Consider the following 17,579-nt stretch of genomic DNA (forward strand, 5'->3'; position numbering starts at 1 on the left):
ATATTGCGAATGGTTTTCAATTGGCGGCATCTTAACAGATGCCGCTTCAATAGAGAAACCATCGCTGTCCCATCCCGGCGTGCTCAGTCTGCCTGGCGGCGCAGAAACGCCGGAATATCCAGGTAGTCCAGCTCTTCCTGCTGCTGGGGCGCGACCGCAGCAGCAGCCGCATTGCGACGGAAAGCCGTCGGACGGTCATAGCCGCTGTAATCGCCACTGAAGTTCTCGCCCACCGCCTTGGCGGTTACCACCGCACTGGCGACCGCATCAACGGTACCGCTGACCTTGACGGTATTGTCCACCACCTTGACCGGCTTCTCGACACGGCTGTTCAGACCGGTGACGACCACGGTGACATGCAGCTCATCACGCATGTCCGGATCGATCGCGGTACCCACCTTGACGATCGCTTCTTCGGTGGCGTATTCCTCGATGATTTCACCCACCTCGGAGTATTCACCGATCGACAGGTCCGGGCCGGAGGTGATGTTGACCAGGATGCCACGTGCGCCCTGCAGGTTGACATCATCCAGCAGCGGGTTGCGGATGGCTTCCTCGGTCGCCTCGCGGGCACGGTTCGGGCCGCTGGCACGACCGGTACCCATCATCGCCATGCCCATTTCGCTCATCACGGTGCGCACGTCGGCAAAGTCGACGTTGATCATGCCGGGACGCTTGATGATGTCGGAGATACCGCGCACGGCACCGCTCAGGACATCATCGGCCTTGGCGAAGGCGCTCAACAGGCTGGCATCCTTGCCGAGGATGGTCAGCAGCTTCTCGTTGGGGATGGTGATCAGCGAGTCGCAGTGCTCGGCCAGTTCGCGAATGCCGGCGTCGGCAATCTGCTGGCGACGCTTGCCCTCGAACGGGAACGGACGGGTGACAATGGCCACCGTCAGAATGCCCATCTGCTTGGCCACTTCGGCAATCACCGGGGCCGCACCGGTACCGGTACCGCCACCCATGCCGGTGGCAATGAATACCATGTCGGTGCCGTCCAGCACTTCGGCAATGCGCTCGCGGTCTTCCTCGGCAGCCTTGCGGCCGACTTCGGGGTTGGCTCCGGCGCCCAGCCCTTTGGTAACACTGGTACCCAGTTGCAGCACGGTACGCGAACCGACGCTTTGCAGGGCTTGCGCATCCGTGTTGGCGCAGATGAACTCGACACCCTCAATGTTGTTGTTGATCATGTGGTTGACAGCGTTGCCGCCGCCGCCACCGACACCTACTACCTTGATGACTGCACTTTTGCTGGTCTGGTCTACTAAATCGAACATGATGCTCTCCTCGCCTTCTCAATGTGCCGGTTATTCCGGCTGTTTTTAATTAAAAATTGTTTTGTATCCAGCGGCGGATGCGCTGCATCGCCGATGGCTTGTTGAGGTCTTTGGCCACCTCGCCGTGTTCGGCGGGCGCACCGTCTTTCTGTTTGTTCAGGCCATAAATCAGCAGGCCGACCGCTGTCGAATACACCGGATTGCGCAACAGTTCGGACATGCCCTTGATCCCCTGCGGACCACCAACACGCACCGGCATGTGAAACACTTCCTCGGCCAGCTCGACCGCACCTTCCATCTTCGCCGTTCCACCAGTGAGCACGATGCCGGCAGGAATCATGTCTTCGTAGCCGCTGCTGCGGATCTTGGCGTGAATCAGCTGGAACAGCTCTTCATAGCGTGCCTCGACCACCTCGGCCAGCGCCTGGCGCGACAGGTCGCGCGGCGCGCGATCACCCACGCTGGGCACCTTGATGGTCTCGTCCGGGTGGGTCAGTTTGGCCAGTGCGCAGGCGTAACGGATCTTGATTTCCTCGGCGTACTGGGTCGGAGTGCGCAGCGCCATGGCGATGTCATTGGTGACCTGGTCGCCGGCCACCGGAATCACGGCGGTATAACGGATCGCTCCCTCGGTGAAGATGGCGATGTCGGCCGTGCCGCTGCCGATATCCACCAGACAGACACCCAGTTCCATCTCGTCATCGGTCAGCACGGCGGTAGCCGAAGCCAGCTGCTCGAGAATGGTACCGTCCAGCTCGATACCGCACCGGCTGACGCACTTTTCCACGTTCTGCGCCGCATTGGTGGCACAGGTCACCACGTGTACCCGTGCCTCCAGACGCACCCCGGACATGCCCAGCGGCTGGCGCACACCCTCCTGCTTGTCGATGATGTAGTCCTGCGCCAGCGTGTGCAGGATGCGCTGGTCGGCGGCAATCGGTACGGCCTGGGCCGCATCCAGCACCCGCTCCAGGTCCTTGCGGCTGACCTCGCCATTATGGATGGCAACACTACCGTCGGAGTTCTGGCTGCGGATATGGCTGCCGGCCAGCCCGACATAGGCCGAGTGTACGTGGCATTCGGCCAGTTGCTGGGCCTCGTCTATTGCCTGCTGGATCGACTGCACGGTGGACTCGATGTCCACCACCACGCCTTTCTTCAGGCCCCGGGTCGGGCTGGTTCCCATGCCCACCACGTGCAGCTCGTCACCGGGCAATACCTCGGCGATCAGCGCCACCACCTTGGAGGTGCCGATGTCCAGTCCGACGATCATGTTGTGGCCTGTCTGGTATGTCATGGAAAAATCGTCTCCCTATTGCACAGTAGTTTCATTGTTGTCTTCGTCACGCCAGGCGACTGCCAGCCCGTTGGCATAACGCAGATCCACACGTGCAATCTGTTTCATTTGTTCTTTGAGCTCGCGCTCGTAAATGGTGGTGAAGCGCCGCATCTTTTCCAGTATCTCGTCACGTCCCAGCAGCAGTTCCAGCCCCTCACGGGTATGCACAAACCAGCTGCCACGGGCCCGCAGCTCCAGCCGGGTAATGCTATAGCCCATGGGTCGCAGGATCCGGGTCAGGCTCCAGTACTGCTGCATGACCTGTTCCTCGGTCCCTTCCGGGCCGACCAGCTGGGGCATGGTGTCCCCCGGTGCCCGGGTCACGCCGTGAAACACCTGCCCGCGACTGTTCAGCCACTGCTGCTCGCCCCAGCGTGCGATCGGCTGCTGCTCGACCACCTCGATCTTCAGCTGATCCGGCCAGACCCGGCTGATGCGTGCCTGATCAACCCAGGGCAATTGCTCCAGCGCCTGCTGCATGGCTGCCAGACTGGCTGACAGGAATCTTGCCTCGCCAAAGCGCTCCAGCTCCTGCTGCAACTGTTGCTGGTTCTGTGGTGCCACCTCACCCAGCTTGCTTTCCACCAGCACCTGGCTGATGGGCCGGTCCAGTTGTGGCCAAAGCACCTGCCAGGCCTGCAGCCCGGCTCCCAGGGCCACCACTGCCAGCATGGCGAACAACAGCCGCCCGGCCAGCCGCCAGTTGATCCGCGGCATGCGCCACTGCCGGCGCCGGGCCGGCGGCGGCGCAACACGGCTGGCACCACGAGGAGTGGTTTGCACCCTCATGCCCGCTTTGCCGTTGTTGCCCGTGCGCATGCCCATCGCCTGCTCCTAGAGTGTTGCAGCCAGTAAACGCAGCACCAGCTGCTGAAAATCCATTCCAGCCGCCCGTGCCGCCATCGGCACCAGGCTGTGGTCTGTCATGCCGGGGACCGTATTGACCTCCAGCAGCCAGAAGTTGCCTTCGGCATCCTGCATCACGTCGGCCCGGCCCCAACCGGTGATATCCAGTGCCGCACAGGCAGCCGCCGTCAACTCGCGCAGCTCGCGCTCCTTGTCCGCATCCAGTCCGCAGGGAATCTGGTATCTGGTGTCGTCCGAGTGGTACTTGGCCTCGTAGTCATAGAACACATGGCTGGTGCCAAGACGGATCGGCGGCAAAATTTCGCCATCAAGCATTGCGATGGTGAACTCGGGGCCGGCAATGTATTGTTCGACCAGAACATTGTCATCGTAAATACGGGCGTTTTCCCATGCCTGCACCAGCTCGTCCAGGTCATGCACCTTGGCCATGCCGATGCTGGAACCTTCCTGGCTCGGCTTGACCATCAGCGGAAAGCCCAGTTCCGCGGCCACTCGCGCACAATCGGCGGGGCCGCTCAGGGTTGCATGACGTGGCGTTGGCAGGCCAAGGCTGTGCCAGACCTGTTTGGTGCGCAGCTTGTCCATCGCCAGTGCCGAGGCCAGCACACCGCTACCGGTGTAGGGAATGCCGGCGCATTCCAGCAGGCCCTGAATGGTGCCGTCTTCACCGCCCCGGCCGTGCAGCACGATAAAGGCGCGGTCAAATGACTGCGCGGCCAGCTGTTGCAAAATATCGTTGCCAACATCCAGGCCGTGCGCATCAACGCCAGCCGCCTGCAATGCGGCCAGTACCGCCGCGCCCGAACGAAGAGAAACCTCACGCTCGGCACTGCGTCCGCCATAGAGCACGGCCACCCGGCCAAACTGCTTGATATCGATGGACTGCGTCATACCTGCTCACTCCCTTTCCGAGCCTGAAACAAAGGATGTTTCACCAGCTGTGGCGCAATGCTGCCGATATCACCGGCACCCTGGCACAACAGGATGTCGCCGGCACGCAACAGCGGTTGCACCAATGGCGCCATGTCGGTGCCACGCTCGACATACAGCGGGTCCAGCTTGCCGCGCTGGCGGATGCTGTGACACAGCTGGCGGCTATCGGCACCGGGAATCGGCTCTTCGCCAGCCGGAAACACTTCCAGCAGCATCAGCACATTGGTTTCGCCCAGCACCTGGACGAAGTCCTCATACAGGTCGCGTGTGCGGGTGTAGCGATGCGGCTGGTAAATCGTCACCAGACGCCGCTCCGGCCAGCCGTCCCGGATCGCCTTGATCACGGCTGCCACCTCGCGCGGATGGTGACCGTAGTCATCCACCAGCATCACGCTGCCGCCGTCGACCGGCAGCTCGCCATACACCTGAAAGCGCCGCCCGACACCCTGAAAGCCGGACAGCCCGGCAACAATGGCTGCATCCTCGACGCCTTCATCGGTGGCAATGGCAATCACTGCCAGCGCATTGAGCACGTTATGGCGGCCCGGCATGTTGACGCATACCGGCAGCGCCGGACGATCCTTGCGCAGCACATTGAAGCAGGTACGCATGCCATCCTGGCGCACATCCACGGCACGGACGTCGGCGTCCTCGCTGAAACCGTAGGTGATCATCGGACGCTTCACGCGTGGTGCGATGTCGCGCACCGAAGGATCGTCAATGCACAGGACTGCCAGGCCATAAAACGGCAGGTTGTGCAGGAAGTCGACAAAGGTCTGCTTCAGCTTGTTGAAGTCGCCGCCGTAGGTGCTCATGTGGTCGGCATCGATATTGGTCACTACTGCCACCATGGGCTGCAAGTGCAGGAAGCTGGCGTCACTTTCATCCGCTTCGGCAATCAGATAGCAGCCGCCGCCCAGTTGCGCATTGCTGCCGGCGGCAGTGACCCGCCCGCCAATGACAAAGGTCGGGTCCAGGCCGGCTTGGGCGAACACGCCGGCCAGCAAACTGGTGGTGGTGGTTTTGCCGTGGGTACCGGCCACGGCTATGCCGTGGCGGTAGCGCATCAGCTCGGCCAGCATTTCGGCGCGCGGCACCACCGGAATACGGCGTTCCAGGGCGCGGGCCACTTCCGGGTTTTCCTGGTTGATGGCACTGGACACCACCAGCACATCGGCCTCTTCCACATTGGCCGCCTGGTGGCCCAGCATCACCTGAATGCCCAGCCCCTGCAGGCGCTCGGTAACGGCCGACAATTTGATATCGGAACCGGACACTTCATAGCCCAGGTTGCGAATCACCTCGGCAATGCCGCACATGCCGGTACCACCGATACCGACAAAGTGGATGCGACGAATGCGGCGCATGCGGCGGGTTTCAGCCGCTGTCGTCTGCAGGATCTCAGCCACGGGCCACCTCCAGACAGGCATCCACCACCTGTTGCGCCGCTTGCGGCCGTGCCAGTTTGCGCGCCTGTTGCGCCATCTCGATCAGCCTGTGGCTATTCATGAAAACCTCGGTTAAATGTTGCGCCAGCACTTCCGGGGAGGTGTGCTGCTGCGGCAATACCAGCGCAGCCTGCTGCTGCGCCAAAAATTCTGCATTTTTGCTCTGGTGATCGTCGATCGCATGAGGCAGCGGAACCAGAAAGGCTGCCCGCCCCATAACGGCCAGCTCGCTGACGGTCAGGGCACCGGCACGGCAAATCACCAGGTCGGCCCAGGCATAGGCCTCGGCCATGTCGTCAATAAAGGGCTGTACCCGGGCTGCAACAGCAGCCTCGGCATACCGCTGCCGGGTCACCTCCGCATGCTGCTCGCCACACTGGTGGCGCACCTCTGGCCGCAACCGGGGCTCCAGCAGTGCCAGCGCCGCCGGCAACAGCCGGTTCAACGGTTCGGCACCAAGGCTGCCGCCCACCACCAGCAAGCGCACCGGGCTCGACACCTGCTGTTTGTCCAGAGCACGGATGACAAGTTCAGCCCGCACCGGATTTCCCGTGGTCAACAGCTTGTCGCTGTCGGCAAAGGCCCCGGGGAAGGCTTGGCAAATACGGGCCGCAAAACGGGCCAGGCTGCGATTGGCGGTGCCGGCCACTGCGTTCTGCTCGTGAATCACCAGTGGCACACCACACAGACGGGCCGCCAGCCCGCCCGGACCGGTAACATAACCGCCCATGCCCAGCACACAGACCGGGCGGATGCGGCGCAGCAAACGCCAGGACTGCCACAGCGCTCCGAGCAGCTGCAACGGGGCCAGAACCAGTTGCAACACGCCTTTGCCACGCAGGCCGGTGGCCGAAATATTGTGCAATTCGATACCCGCAGCCGGTACCACACGGCACTCGATGCCACGACCGGCACCCAGCCAGTGCACCCGGTAACCACGGTTGCGCAGTTCCTCGGCACAGGCCAGCGCCGGAAATACATGTCCGCCGGTGCCGGCCGCCATGATCAGGATTGTCTCAGGCATGGCTCACCTCCACGGTTACAGGCTGTGATGGCGTACTGGCGGCCCGGGCCGACGATTGGCGCAACTCCCACTCGATCCGGATCAGCACCGCCAGCGAAACGCAGCAGATCACCAGCGAGCTGCCGCCGTAGCTGATGAACGGCAGGGTCAGCCCCTTGGTCGGCAGCAGGCCGGCATTCACGCCGATGTTGATGAATGCCTGTCCGGTCCACATCATGGCAATGCCATAGGCGCAATAAGCGGCAAAGGCATGCCCCGCCAGCTGGGCCCGGCGACCAAGGCGCAGCGCACGCACGCAGACAAAGGTGAGCATGGCCACGGTCAGTAGCGCACCAACCATGCCAAGCTCCTCAGCCAGTACGGCAAACACGAAGTCGGTATGGGCTTCCGGCAGGTAAAACTGTTTTTGCACGCTGTTGCCCAGCCCCGCGCCGAAAATGTCACCCCGGCCAAAGGCGATCAGCGCTTGCGACAGCTGGTAACCACTGCCGAACTGGTCACGAAACGGATCGGTGAAGCTGGTGATGCGTTCCAGCCGGTAGCTTTCCGCTGTGACGAAGAACCAGCCCAGCGCTCCGAGAATGATCAACAGCGGGGCCGCCACTTTCATACTGGTTCCGGCCAGGAAAATCATCACCACAACGCTACCGACCATAACCGTGGTGGCACCGAAATCGGGCTCCAGGTAAATCAGGGCGGCAAATACCAGCAGCACCAGCAGCGGTTTGACAAAGCCGAACAGCTTCTTTTCCAGCTCGGCCTGATGGCGCACCAGATAGCCGGCAATGAAGAACACCATGAACAGCTTGGCCGGCTCGGACGACTGCAGGTTGAAGACCCGCAGGTTCAGCCAGCGCTTGGAACCATTCACCTCATGGCCAATGCCGGGAACATAGACCAGAACCAGCAGGACAAAGGCGACACCCAGCAACGGACCGCTCCACTTCTGCCAGTGCTGCACCGGAATCAGCAGACAGGCGGCACCGGCACACAGGCCGGCCGCCACATACAGGGAGTGGCGAATGAAATAGTAATAATGGTTGCCGTTGTTGTGGGCGGCAGAAACGGCTGACGAGGCGGATGCGTTCATCACCAGGCCCAGACCGAGCAGGCACAGACAGGCGCCCAGCAACCAGTAATCCAGATCGACTTTCTGGTGGCGGCCGCCCAGTGGAGAATTCTGCATCCAGGCAAAGAATCGTTGCATGATCATGCCAGGCCCTCCACCGCACGGACAAACAGCTCGCCGCGCTCCTCGAAGTTCCTGAACATGTCCAGGCTGGCACAGGCCGGGGCCAGCAATACACTGTCTCCCGGCACACCTGCCTCAGCCGCTTTGGCCACCGCCTCGCCCAATGTGGCCGCCATCACCGCAGGCACACCGGTATCGGCCAGCGCCACACGGATCAGCTCCGCATCACGTCCAAGCAATACCAGTGCGCGACAGTGCCGGCGTACCGCTGCAGACAGTTCGGTAAAATCCGCGCCCTTGCCGTCGCCACCGGCAATCAGCACCAGCTTGTGTGTGTCATCGGCCAGCCCCTCGATGGCAGCCAGGGTGGCCCCGATATTGGTCGCCTTGGAGTCGTTGTACCAGTGCAGGCCATGTTTGTCAGCGATCCACTGGCAGCGGTGCGGCAGGCCGGCAAACTCTCGCAGGGCGTCCAGCATGGCTGCCATGGGCAGACCCGCGGCAGTACCCAGCGCCAGTGCCGCCAGTGCATTGGCCTGGTTGTGCAAGCCGGGGATTTTCAGTTGCGCCACAGGCAGCAGATTCTCGCTGCCACGCGCCAGCCAGCCATCACGCAGGCCAAACTCGTTGTCACTGTGCGGCACGGACAGGCCAAAGCCCAGTTGCTTGCCGGCCACAGTCTGCGGCTGCGCCGCCACATCATCACGGTTGATGATTGCCCACTCGGCTTCCTGATACACCTGCAGTTTCACATCGGTGTAATGCTGCAAGTCACGGTAACGGTCCAGGTGGTCGGCACTGATGTTCAGGCAGGTGGCCGCTTTGGCCTGCAGATGGCTGATGGTTTCCAGCTGGAAACTGGACAGTTCAAGCACATAGAGTTCAGCGGGCCGCTCCAGCAATGCCAGTGCCGGCATGCCGATATTGCCGCCCACACCCACCGTCAGGCCGGCCTTTTCCGCCATCAGGCCAACCAGCGTGGTCACAGTGCTCTTGGCATTGGAGCCGGTAATTGCGACCACCGGTGCCCGGGCATGCTGCAGAAACAGGTCAACATCGCCGCTGATATGCACGCCCCGTTCGATTTCACGCCGGATCTGCGGCGTGGCCAGCGCCAGCCCGGGGCTGACATACAGGGTCTGCGCCTGTTGCAGCAGGGGCGTATCCAGCGAGCCGCAATGCAGCTCGACCTGTGGAAACTCGGCACGGATCTGCGTCAGCTCCGGTGGCTGCTCGCGGGTATCCACAGCAGCCACGGGCACGCCCTGGCGCGCCAGATGGCGTACCAGTGACAGTCCCGTTTTACCCAGGCCGACCACGACCTGCAGCTGCTGTGTCATTTGTTGTTACCTCAATTTCAGTGTGGACAGACCGACCAGCACCAGTACCACGGTGATGATCCAGAAGCGCACGATCACCCGTGGTTCCGGCCAGCCCTTGAGCTCGAAATGGTGATGAATCGGTGCCATGCGGAACACCCGCTTGCCACGCAGCTTGAACGAAGCCACCTGGATCACCACCGACAGGGTTTCCACCACAAACACGCCGCCCATGATGAACAGCACGATTTCCTGGCGTACTGCCACAGCCACCAGACCCAGCGCCGCCCCCAGTGCCAACGCGCCAACATCACCCATGAATACCTGTGCCGGATAGGTGTTGAACCACAGAAAGCCCAGGCCGGCTCCGACCAGCGCACCGCAGAAAATGATCAGCTCGCCAACTCCCGGGATATAGGGAATGAACAGGTACTGGGCAAAGGTTGCGTGACCGGACAGGTAGGCAAAGATGCCCAGCGCACCACCCACCAGCACTGTTGGCAGGATCGCCAGGCCATCAAGGCCATCCGTCAGGTTGACCGCGTTGCTGGAGCCGACAATCACGAAGTAGGTCAGCACCACAAAGCCCAGCCCCAGTTGCAGGCTGACATCTTTCAAAAACGGGAAGATCAGTGCGGTTTCCGCGGGGCCTTGCGCGGTGGCATACAGGGCAATGGCCGCACCCAGGCCAAATACCGACTGCCAGAAGTATTTCCAGCGTCCGGGCAGGCCACGCGAATTCTTCTCGATCACCTTGCGGTAGTCATCAACCCAGCCGATGGCACCAAACAGCAAGGTGGTGACCAGCACGATCCAGACATAGCGGTTGCCCAGATCACCCCACAACAGGGTGCTGATGGCAATGCTGGCCAGAATCAGGGCGCCACCCATGGTCGGCGTGCCGGATTTGGACAAATGACTCTGCGGGCCGTCGGTACGTACCGACTGGCCAATCTGCAGGCCACGCAGGGTACGGATCATCCAGGGCCCCAGCCACAGCGACATCACCAGGGCGGTCAGGATGCCCAGAATGCCGCGCAGGGTCAGATACTGGAAGACCGCAAAGCCCTTGTAGTATTGCTGCAGGTATTCAGCAATCAGTAACAACATCAGTCTGTTTCCTTGTCCGCTTGTAAAATGGCAGCAACGGCCTGCTCCATGGCGGCACTGCGTGAGCCCTTGACCAGATAGCTGGTGGGCAGGGTAATGCGACTGGCCAGCGTGGCCAGCAGTTCTTCCCGGCTGGCAAAATGCTGCGCCATGCCATTGAAGGTACTGACCGCATGCTGCATGTGCGGCCCGACGGCAAACAGCACGTCGGCCTTGCCATTGGCGTATTCGCCCAGGGCGCCATGCTCCGCTTCGGCCCACTCGCCCAGCTCGCCCATGTCACCCAACACCAGGATGCGCTGACCTGGCATGGACTCCAGCAGATCCATGCCGGCGCGCATGGATGCCGGGTTAGCGTTATAACTGTCATCAATCAGCACTCCGCCATGGCTCAGTGCATGCCGCAGACAGCGTCCGGCGACCGGTTGTGCCTGCTGCAAACCCTGCACAATAGCCTCCAGCGCGATACCGGCCGCATGCGCGGTGGCCGCAGCCGCCAGCGCGTTGGCCAGGTTGTGCGCACCTGCCAGCTGCAGCTGCACCCGCGCACTGCCGGCCGGCGTGCACAGCGTGAAGCGGGCACAGCCACCCTCAAAGCTTGCGTCCCGGGCATACACATCCGCCTGCTCGTTGCTGACGGCAAAGCTCAGTACCCGGCTGGCACTGCTGCGCTCGCGCCACTGGGCAAAGGCCGCATCATCAAGGTTCAGCACCGCCACGCCCTGGCCGTGCATGTCATCCAGGATCTCGCCCTTGGCGCGGACAATGTGTTCCGGCCCGCCAAATTCGCCAGCATGAGCCATGCCGGCGTTGTTGATCAGTACCACCTGCGGCTGCGCCAGCGAGCGGGTCCAGGCAATTTCGCCGGGCAGGGATGCGCCCAGCTCGATCACCGCCAGCTGGTGTCGCGCCTCCAGCTCAAGCAGAGTCAGCGGCACACCGATTTCGTTGTTCAGGTTGCCCTTGGTGGCCAATACCGCCCCGGCGCCAACGGCAGCTCCGCCAATGCTGGCCAGCAGCTCCTTCACTGTGGTCTTGCCGCTGGAACCAGTCAGGGCAATCAGGGTGCCCTTGAACTGCGCACGGTTGTGCCGTCCCAGCAAGCCCAGTGCAACCCGGGTATCACCCACCGCCAGCTGTGGCAGTTCGCTGCTGTCCTGCCAGGCATCAACCAGCGCCGCAGCGGCACCGGCGGCTTCTGCCTGCGGCAGGTAGTCGTGACCGTCGAAAGTATCGCCGGTCAGGGCAACAAACAGGTCGCCATCACGCAGGCTGCGCGTATCCGTGTGGACACGTCGTACCTGGACATCGGCGCCCAGTAGCTGACCATCCAGCAGGGGTATCAGTTCGGCAAGATGCCATGCCCTAAACATGTGTTTTCTCCCATCCGGCCAACGCCAGTCGAGCCTGCTCCAGATCCGAAAATGGCTGGCGCTGCCCATTGATTTCCTGATAGTCCTCGTGCCCCTTGCCCGCGATGACCACAACATCACCCGGCTGTGCCTGGCCGATCGCTGTGGCAATGGCAAGGGCACGGTCATCAAACTCCTGCACATTGGCTACCGGGCTCAGTCCGGCCAGAATGTCGGCCCGGATTTGCGCGGGGTCCTCGTGGCGCGGGTTGTCATCCGTCACCAGCAAAGAGTCCGCACTGGCTTCGGCTACCACCGCCATCAGTTCGCGCTTGCCACGATCCCGCTCGCCGCCGCAGCCGAACACGCAGTGCAGCCGCCCATTGGCAGCCACATGGGAACGCATGGCAATCAGCACCTGCTGCAGTGCATCCGGCGTGTGTGCGTAGTCGATCACCACCAGCGGTTTGCCCGGCTCGGCCACAGCCTGCATGCGGCCGGCCGGCGGTGCCAGCCGGGGCATCACCGCCAGGATGTCCTGCAGGGCATAGCCCATGCCGGACAACGTGGCTACCACCGCCAGCAAGTTGCTCAGGTTGAAGCGGCCCAGCAACGGGCTGCGCAGCAGCGCTTCGCCCTGGGTGGTGGCAACAGTGGCCAGAATGCCCTGGTTGCTGTATTCGACCTGGCGACAGTGAATGTGCGCCCCGGTCTTGCTGATGCTGTAGGTTTTCAGGCTGCTTCCCGCATGCGTCTGTGCCAGCCGTACGCCCAGCTCGTCATCCAGGTTGAGCACCCGCACTTTCAGGCCGGGCCAGTCGAACAGGGCGGCCTTGGCTTCGGCATAGGCGTCCATGCTGCCGTGGTAATCCAGGTGGTCACGGGTCAGGTTGGTCAGCACCGCCACATCGACATCCACAGCCGCCAGACGCTTTTGCTCCAGCCCGTGGGACGACACTTCCATCGCCACATGGGTGGCACCGTCCTGTTTCAGGTCCGCTAGGACGGACTGCAGGGTAATCGGATCGGGCGTGGTATGGATGCCGCCCTGCAAGCTGCCAAGAAAGCCGTTCCCCAGGGTACCGATAACCGCGCACTTTTCTCCGAGGTGCTCCAGCGCCTGCGCCAGCAGATGCGACACAGTGGTCTTGCCATTGGTACCGGTCACGCCCAGCATGGTCAGCGCCCGGCTCGGCTCGCCATAAAAACGCCCGGCAATCGCCGACAGCTGGGCCTGCAGGCCCTTCACCGGCAGCAGCAGCGCTGCACTATCCTGGATGTCAGGCGCATTTTCAGCCTCATAGGCAACGGCAGCAGCGCCCCGGGCAATGGCATCGGCAATATGTTGACGGCCATCGGACTGGCTGCCCGGCACGGCCAGGAACAGGTCGCCCGGCCTGACCTTGCGGCTGTCCAGCGTCAGTTCCCGGATCAGGGTGTTGCTATGCGCCTGTGGCAGCAACTGGTTCAATGGCATTGGCACTAGCTGCGCCCCCTCTGCTGAATACTGTGTTGTGCCATGGTTTCGGGCAGGTTGTCCGGCCGCACGTTGAGCAAACGCAACGACCCGGCCATGATCCGGCTAAAAGCCGGCGCTGCCACCAGCCCGCCGAAATAGCCGCCCCGGGTGGGCTCGTCGATCACGATCGCCATGGCAATACGGGGCTCGCTGACCGGACCTACACCGGCAAACAGCGAGCGATAACTGTCTTCTGTATAACCGCCGCTGCGCGACTTCTTGGCGGTGCCGCTCTTGCCGGCAACGTGATAGCCCGGCACCCGGGCACGCTGGCCGCCACCGCCCTCCTCCTCAACTACCGAGCGCAGCATTTCCAGCACAACCTGGCTGGTCGCCGGATTCAGTACCTGGGAAGAAGCGGCTTCCCGGTCCTTGCGCAGCAAGGACAGCGGAATGCTGACGCCATTGTTGCCCAGGGTGGCATAGGCATGCGCCAGCTGGGCAACCGTCACGGAAAAGCCATAACCATAGGCCATGGTCGCGGTTTCAGCCGCGCCCCAGCGTGTATGCAGCGGAAAACGCCCGGAACTCTCGCCGGGAAAGCCCAGCCCGGTGTCTGCGCCGAAGCCCACTTGCTGCATCAGTCCGGCAACCGGCTCATGACCGATATCCAGCGCAATCTTGGTGATGCCGACGTTGCTTGATTTTTTCAGCACATTGGTCAGATCCAGCACGCCGCCTCGGGACACATCCCGGATGGTGTACTTGCCGATCTGCATCTGGCCGTTGCCCACGTCAACGGTCGAGCCCGGCTTCCAGCGGCCGGTATCCAGGGCGGCGGCAATGGTGAAGGGCTTAACCGTGGAACCCGGCTCGAACACGTCGACCAGCGCACGGTTGCGGCTGCCATTGGCGCTGTATGAAGCCCTGTTATTAGGGTTGTAGGTGGGGTAATTGACCAGAGCCAGGATTTCACCGGTCTTCACGTCCACCATGACCAGCGAGCCGGCCTTGGCCTTGAACTCCTGGATGGTGCGCTGCAGTTCGCGATGCGCCAGGTACTGCAGACGCAAGTCGATCGACAACGCGATGGACTGGCCGGCCTTGGCGTTTTGCACAACCTGTACATCGGCAATGATCTGGCCCTTGCGGTTCTGCACCACGCGGCGCTTGCCAGGCACTCCGGCCAGCCAGTCGTTGTAGGCCAGCTCGACACCTTCTCGTCCGTTTTCATCAATGTCGGTCAGCCCGACCAGGTGCGCGGTGACTTCACCTGCCGGATAGAAGCGGCGGAACTCCTCGCGCTGGTAGATCCCTGCGATGCCCAGTGCCATGACCTGCCCGCCCTGCTCCGGCGTTACGCCACGCTCAAGGTACATGAAGCTGCGTCCGGCGTTGTCTTCAATGCGTTTGGCCAGCACATCCAGCCTGACACCCAATGCGGCGGCCAGCTCGTGCCAGCGCTCCCGGGCCGGTTCCAGCTCCAGCGGGTTGGCCCACAGGGTGATCATCGGGGTGCTCACGGCCAGCGGTTCACCATTGCGGTCGGTGATGGTGCCACGGTGCGCACTGATCGGCACATGGCGCAGGCTGCGCTTGTCACCCTGTTCGGCGAGAAAATCATGACGAACCACATGCAGCCAGACAATTCGCCCGGATACGGTCAGTGCCAGCCCGAACAGCGCCAGCATGGTCAGGCCAAAACGCCAGCGCGCACCCAGCCAAGCCGGAAAGCGGCGGCAGGCAGCCAGTACCCCACGTACCCGGCTCATGGTGTCACCACCCGTACGCTGCCGGGCTCGGGCACCTGCATGCCGAGCTGCTCGACAGCCAGCTTCTCGATGCGGTTGTGTGCGGTCCAGGTGCTGTGCTCAAGCACCAGCCGGCCCCACTCCGCCTGCAGCTTGTCACGCTGTTTCATCTCGACAAACAGGGTGTTGAGCAGCTGCCGGCTGCCATGCGAGGAATAGGCCACCCATACCGAGCTGACCAGCGTTGCGGCAAACAGCAGGCCGATGGGCCGGCTCAGGGGAGGCAGATGACGGAGCTGACGGGAATCGTTCATCGCAACTTCTCCGCCACACGCATCACCGCACTACGGGCACGCGGATTGGCCTGCAGTTCCTGCTCACCCGCATACTGCGGCTTGCCCAGCAACTTGAGTACCGGCACGAAGGGCTCCGGCCTGATCGGCAAATGACGCGGCAGGGCATCAGCCTCGCCACGCGCCTGCCGGCGCATGAACTGTTTGACGATCCGGTCTTCAAGAGAATGGAAGCTGATGACAACCAGCCGTCCGCCCACAGCCAGGCTGTCCAGCGCCGCCTGCAGGCCCAGTTCGAGGTCACCCAGTTCGTTGTTGACATGGATGCGCAAACCCTGAAAAGCCCGGGTCGCCGGATGCTTGCCCTTTTCCCAGGCCGGGTTGGCTGCACTGATCACTTCCGCAAGGTCTGCGGTGCGGACAAAGGGTTTGTCTTCGCGTCGCTTGACAATGGCCTGCGCCATGCGCCGGGCAAAACGTTCCTCGCCGTATTCCTTGAACACACGGGTAATATCTTCTGCCGTTGCCTGGTGCAGCCAGTCAGCCGCGCTGACTCCGGCATCCGGATTCATGCGCATGTCCAGCGGCCCGTCCTGGGTAAAACTGAAGCCCCGCCCCGCATCATCCAGCTGTGGCGAGGACACCCCAAGATCAAGCAAAACGCCATCAATCTTGCCGGCCAGATCACGCCCGGCCAGCTCGTCATGCATGTCGGCAAAGCTGCGCTGCACGATATCAAAACGTTCATCAGCAAGGGCCAGCGCCCTGCCTGCGGCAATGGCCTGGGGGTCCTTGTCAAAACCGAGCAACCGTCCCTGTGGGCCCAGTTGCTGCAAAATCAGGCGGCTGTGCCCGCCGCGACCGAAGGTTCCGTCCACATAACAGCCAGCGGCATGCACTTGCAGGGCACGCACGGCTTCGTCCAGCAGGACGCTTATGTGCTTGTGTTCGGCGTTCATGATCAAAGCACCAGACTACGGAGTTCTTCGGGAATGTCGTTGTGCTGCACAAAGCTGATGTCCTGCTCGAACTGGGCCTGCCATTTGCTTTCGTCCCAGATCTGGAACTTGTGCAGCATGCCGACCAGCGCAACGTGCTTGTCCAGCCCGACCCGGCTGCGCAGCTGTGGCGGCACCAAAAAACGGCCACTGCCATCCAGCTCGACATCAATCGCGTTACCCACCAGCAAGCGTTGCAGGCTGCGGGCTTCCGGCACCATGGTGGACATGCGGCCAATCTGGGTTTCGACGCGCTCCCACTCGTGCAAAGGGTAAAGACACAGGCACGGCTCATGCAGGTCGATGGTGATCACCATCTGACCGGCACAACGCTCATCAAGCTCCTGGCGATAGCGACTCGGCATCGCCAGACGCCCTTTGGCGTCCAGATTGATAGAACTGGATCCGCGAAACATGTGTGTGCTTTCCAACCGTGGGAAGCGCATTCAAGCAGAAAAACCCACTTTCTTCCACTTTGCGCCACTTTGGCACACTATAAAAACCACCCTGCACAGCGTCAAGCACAAACAGGGGGAAAACCCCTTATATGTCGGACACTTAGCATTTTTGTGTCCAGCTCCTCATTAGCTTGCCAACAACGACAAAAACCGCACCATGCAGCTCAATTGCATAGCGTTTGAAGTTAAAGTGTTTTGTGAAGAGTGCTTGCCCTGATCAGGCCAAGCTTGAAGAAGAAGGGCAAGAGCCAGCCTGTAAGCCGGGTTCTGTCGTGGACAGTCATTCATCTGGGATCGCCATCACTGACGACCTCAAGCAACCTACCCGAATCCAGCGCGGGCCACGCCAACGGATTCCTATTTGGTCTTGCTCCCGACGGGGTTTGCCTGGCCACGGACTGTTACCAGCCGCGCGGTGCGCTCTTACCGCACCTTTTCACCCTTACCGGCGCTTGCGCGCTTAGGCGGTTATTTTCTGTGGCACTTTCCGTAGGCTTGCGCCTCCCAGGTGTTACCTGGCGTCTTGCCCTGCGGAGCCCGGACTTTCCTCCCCTTTCCGGCCGTAGCCAGAAAGCAGCGACTGTCCGGCCGGCTCTTGCCCGCAAAGGGTACGGCTCACGGGCCAAACATGCAACCCATATTGCATCCCCGGCCCTCCGGTGTCTGCGCCACCGGAAAAACCCGCCAGTCACGCCCCGCGCGCTTGCGCATGCCGGGACAAGCGGCCAGACTATGGCCCGTCATCCTAGCCAGCCA

The 17,579-nt window shown here is 62.2% G+C and carries 15 protein-coding genes and 1 other RNA gene; all 16 read right to left on the minus strand.

All coding sequences use genetic code 11. The features are described from left to right. Positions 1-83 precede the first annotated feature (83 nt). The 16 genes from ftsZ to rnpB all read right to left on the minus strand — a co-directional run bounded on the left by ftsZ (position 84) and on the right by rnpB (position 17,419). Positions 84-1,280: a cell division protein FtsZ gene (gene ftsZ, locus AR306_RS11955; RefSeq protein WP_101497771.1), complete on the minus strand. Its 1,197-nt coding sequence runs from the start codon at positions 1,278-1,280 to the stop codon at positions 84-86. Between the two features lie 49 nt (positions 1,281-1,329). Then, on the minus strand, positions 1,330-2,577 hold the full coding sequence (ftsA, locus tag AR306_RS11960) for a cell division protein FtsA (RefSeq protein WP_101497772.1): 1,248 nt from the start codon (positions 2,575-2,577) through the stop codon (positions 1,330-1,332). A 15-nt stretch (positions 2,578-2,592) separates the two neighbouring features. Further along, a complete protein-coding gene (locus AR306_RS11965) occupies positions 2,593-3,438 on the minus strand; it encodes a cell division protein FtsQ/DivIB (protein WP_166627835.1) in 846 nt (281 codons plus the stop codon). A gap of 15 nt (positions 3,439-3,453) precedes the next feature. Continuing rightward, positions 3,454-4,377: a D-alanine--D-alanine ligase gene (locus AR306_RS11970; protein WP_101497774.1), complete on the minus strand. Its 924-nt coding sequence runs from the start codon at positions 4,375-4,377 to the stop codon at positions 3,454-3,456. After that, positions 4,374-5,786 carry a UDP-N-acetylmuramate--L-alanine ligase gene (gene murC, locus AR306_RS11975; RefSeq protein ID WP_240622553.1) on the minus strand — a complete coding sequence of 471 codons (1,413 nt, stop codon included), beginning with the start codon at positions 5,784-5,786 and terminating at the stop codon, positions 4,374-4,376. The genes AR306_RS11970 and murC overlap by 4 nt, the downstream gene beginning before the upstream one ends. Positions 5,787-5,820: 34 nt before the next feature. Continuing rightward, entirely contained in the window at positions 5,821-6,891 is a 1,071-nt protein-coding gene (murG, locus tag AR306_RS11980) for an undecaprenyldiphospho-muramoylpentapeptide beta-N-acetylglucosaminyltransferase (protein WP_101497776.1), read from the minus strand. Beyond that, positions 6,884-8,104: a putative lipid II flippase FtsW gene (gene ftsW, locus AR306_RS11985; protein WP_240622544.1), complete on the minus strand. Its 1,221-nt coding sequence runs from the start codon at positions 8,102-8,104 to the stop codon at positions 6,884-6,886. The genes murG and ftsW overlap by 8 nt, the downstream gene beginning before the upstream one ends. Continuing rightward, positions 8,101-9,423: a UDP-N-acetylmuramoyl-L-alanine--D-glutamate ligase gene (gene murD / locus AR306_RS11990; protein ID WP_101497777.1), complete on the minus strand. Its 1,323-nt coding sequence runs from the start codon at positions 9,421-9,423 to the stop codon at positions 8,101-8,103. The genes ftsW and murD overlap by 4 nt, the downstream gene beginning before the upstream one ends. A gap of 6 nt (positions 9,424-9,429) precedes the next feature. After that, positions 9,430-10,512, minus strand: a complete 1,083-nt coding sequence (gene mraY / locus AR306_RS11995; protein ID WP_101497778.1) for a phospho-N-acetylmuramoyl-pentapeptide-transferase — start codon at positions 10,510-10,512, stop codon at positions 9,430-9,432. Further along, positions 10,512-11,885 (minus strand): UDP-N-acetylmuramoyl-tripeptide--D-alanyl-D-alanine ligase, encoded by a 1,374-nt coding sequence (locus tag AR306_RS12000; RefSeq protein WP_101497779.1) that lies wholly within the window; start codon positions 11,883-11,885, stop codon positions 10,512-10,514. The genes mraY and AR306_RS12000 overlap by 1 nt, the downstream gene beginning before the upstream one ends. Next, positions 11,878-13,347 (minus strand): UDP-N-acetylmuramoyl-L-alanyl-D-glutamate--2,6-diaminopimelate ligase, encoded by a 1,470-nt coding sequence (locus AR306_RS12005; protein WP_101497780.1) that lies wholly within the window; start codon positions 13,345-13,347, stop codon positions 11,878-11,880. The genes AR306_RS12000 and AR306_RS12005 overlap by 8 nt, the downstream gene beginning before the upstream one ends. Then, positions 13,347-15,014, minus strand: a complete 1,668-nt coding sequence (locus AR306_RS12010; protein ID WP_206168014.1) for a peptidoglycan D,D-transpeptidase FtsI family protein — start codon at positions 15,012-15,014, stop codon at positions 13,347-13,349. The genes AR306_RS12005 and AR306_RS12010 overlap by 1 nt, the downstream gene beginning before the upstream one ends. Positions 15,015-15,091: 77 nt before the next feature. Continuing rightward, positions 15,092-15,388, minus strand: coding sequence for a cell division protein FtsL (gene ftsL / locus AR306_RS12015; protein ID WP_101497782.1), 297 nt, complete (start codon positions 15,386-15,388; stop codon positions 15,092-15,094). Then, positions 15,385-16,326: a 16S rRNA (cytosine(1402)-N(4))-methyltransferase RsmH gene (rsmH, locus tag AR306_RS12020; RefSeq protein ID WP_101497783.1), complete on the minus strand. Its 942-nt coding sequence runs from the start codon at positions 16,324-16,326 to the stop codon at positions 15,385-15,387. Before rsmH ends, ftsL begins: the two co-directional genes overlap by 4 nt. 2 nt (positions 16,327-16,328) lie before the next feature. Then, positions 16,329-16,781: a division/cell wall cluster transcriptional repressor MraZ gene (gene mraZ, locus AR306_RS12025; RefSeq protein WP_101497784.1), complete on the minus strand. Its 453-nt coding sequence runs from the start codon at positions 16,779-16,781 to the stop codon at positions 16,329-16,331. A 282-nt stretch (positions 16,782-17,063) separates the two neighbouring features. Further along, an RNA gene (gene rnpB / locus AR306_RS12030) (RNase P RNA component class A) lies at positions 17,064-17,419 on the minus strand. Positions 17,420-17,579 lie beyond the last annotated feature (160 nt).

It is taken from the genome of Thiopseudomonas denitrificans (assembly GCF_002866065.1).
Classification (GTDB): Bacteria; Pseudomonadota; Gammaproteobacteria; order Pseudomonadales; family Pseudomonadaceae; genus Thiopseudomonas; species Thiopseudomonas denitrificans.

Excerpts from the sequence above, each read along its gene's own strand:
- ftsZ (WP_101497771.1), bottom strand. The coding sequence starts at position 1,280 with ATGTTCGATTTAGTAGACCAGACCAGCAAAAGTGCAGTCATCAAGGTA.
- ftsA (WP_101497772.1), bottom strand. The coding sequence starts at position 2,577 with ATGACATACCAGACAGGCCACAACATGATCGTCGGACTGGACATCGGC.
- AR306_RS11965 (WP_166627835.1), bottom strand. The coding sequence starts at position 3,438 with ATGCGCACGGGCAACAACGGCAAAGCGGGCATGAGGGTGCAAACCACT.
- AR306_RS11970 (WP_101497774.1), bottom strand. The coding sequence starts at position 4,377 with ATGACGCAGTCCATCGATATCAAGCAGTTTGGCCGGGTGGCCGTGCTC.
- murC (WP_240622553.1), bottom strand. The coding sequence starts at position 5,786 with ATGCGCCGCATTCGTCGCATCCACTTTGTCGGTATCGGTGGTACCGGC.
- murG (WP_101497776.1), bottom strand. The coding sequence starts at position 6,891 with ATGCCTGAGACAATCCTGATCATGGCGGCCGGCACCGGCGGACATGTA.
- ftsW (WP_240622544.1), bottom strand. The coding sequence starts at position 8,104 with ATGATCATGCAACGATTCTTTGCCTGGATGCAGAATTCTCCACTGGGC.
- murD (WP_101497777.1), bottom strand. The coding sequence starts at position 9,423 with ATGACACAGCAGCTGCAGGTCGTGGTCGGCCTGGGTAAAACGGGACTG.
- mraY (WP_101497778.1), bottom strand. The coding sequence starts at position 10,512 with ATGTTGTTACTGATTGCTGAATACCTGCAGCAATACTACAAGGGCTTT.
- AR306_RS12000 (WP_101497779.1), bottom strand. The coding sequence starts at position 11,885 with ATGTTTAGGGCATGGCATCTTGCCGAACTGATACCCCTGCTGGATGGT.
- AR306_RS12010 (WP_206168014.1), bottom strand. The coding sequence starts at position 15,014 with ATGCTGGCGCTGTTCGGGCTGGCACTGACCGTATCCGGGCGAATTGTC.
- ftsL (WP_101497782.1), bottom strand. The coding sequence starts at position 15,388 with ATGAACGATTCCCGTCAGCTCCGTCATCTGCCTCCCCTGAGCCGGCCC.
- rsmH (WP_101497783.1), bottom strand. The coding sequence starts at position 16,326 with ATGAACGCCGAACACAAGCACATAAGCGTCCTGCTGGACGAAGCCGTG.
- mraZ (WP_101497784.1), bottom strand. The coding sequence starts at position 16,781 with ATGTTTCGCGGATCCAGTTCTATCAATCTGGACGCCAAAGGGCGTCTG.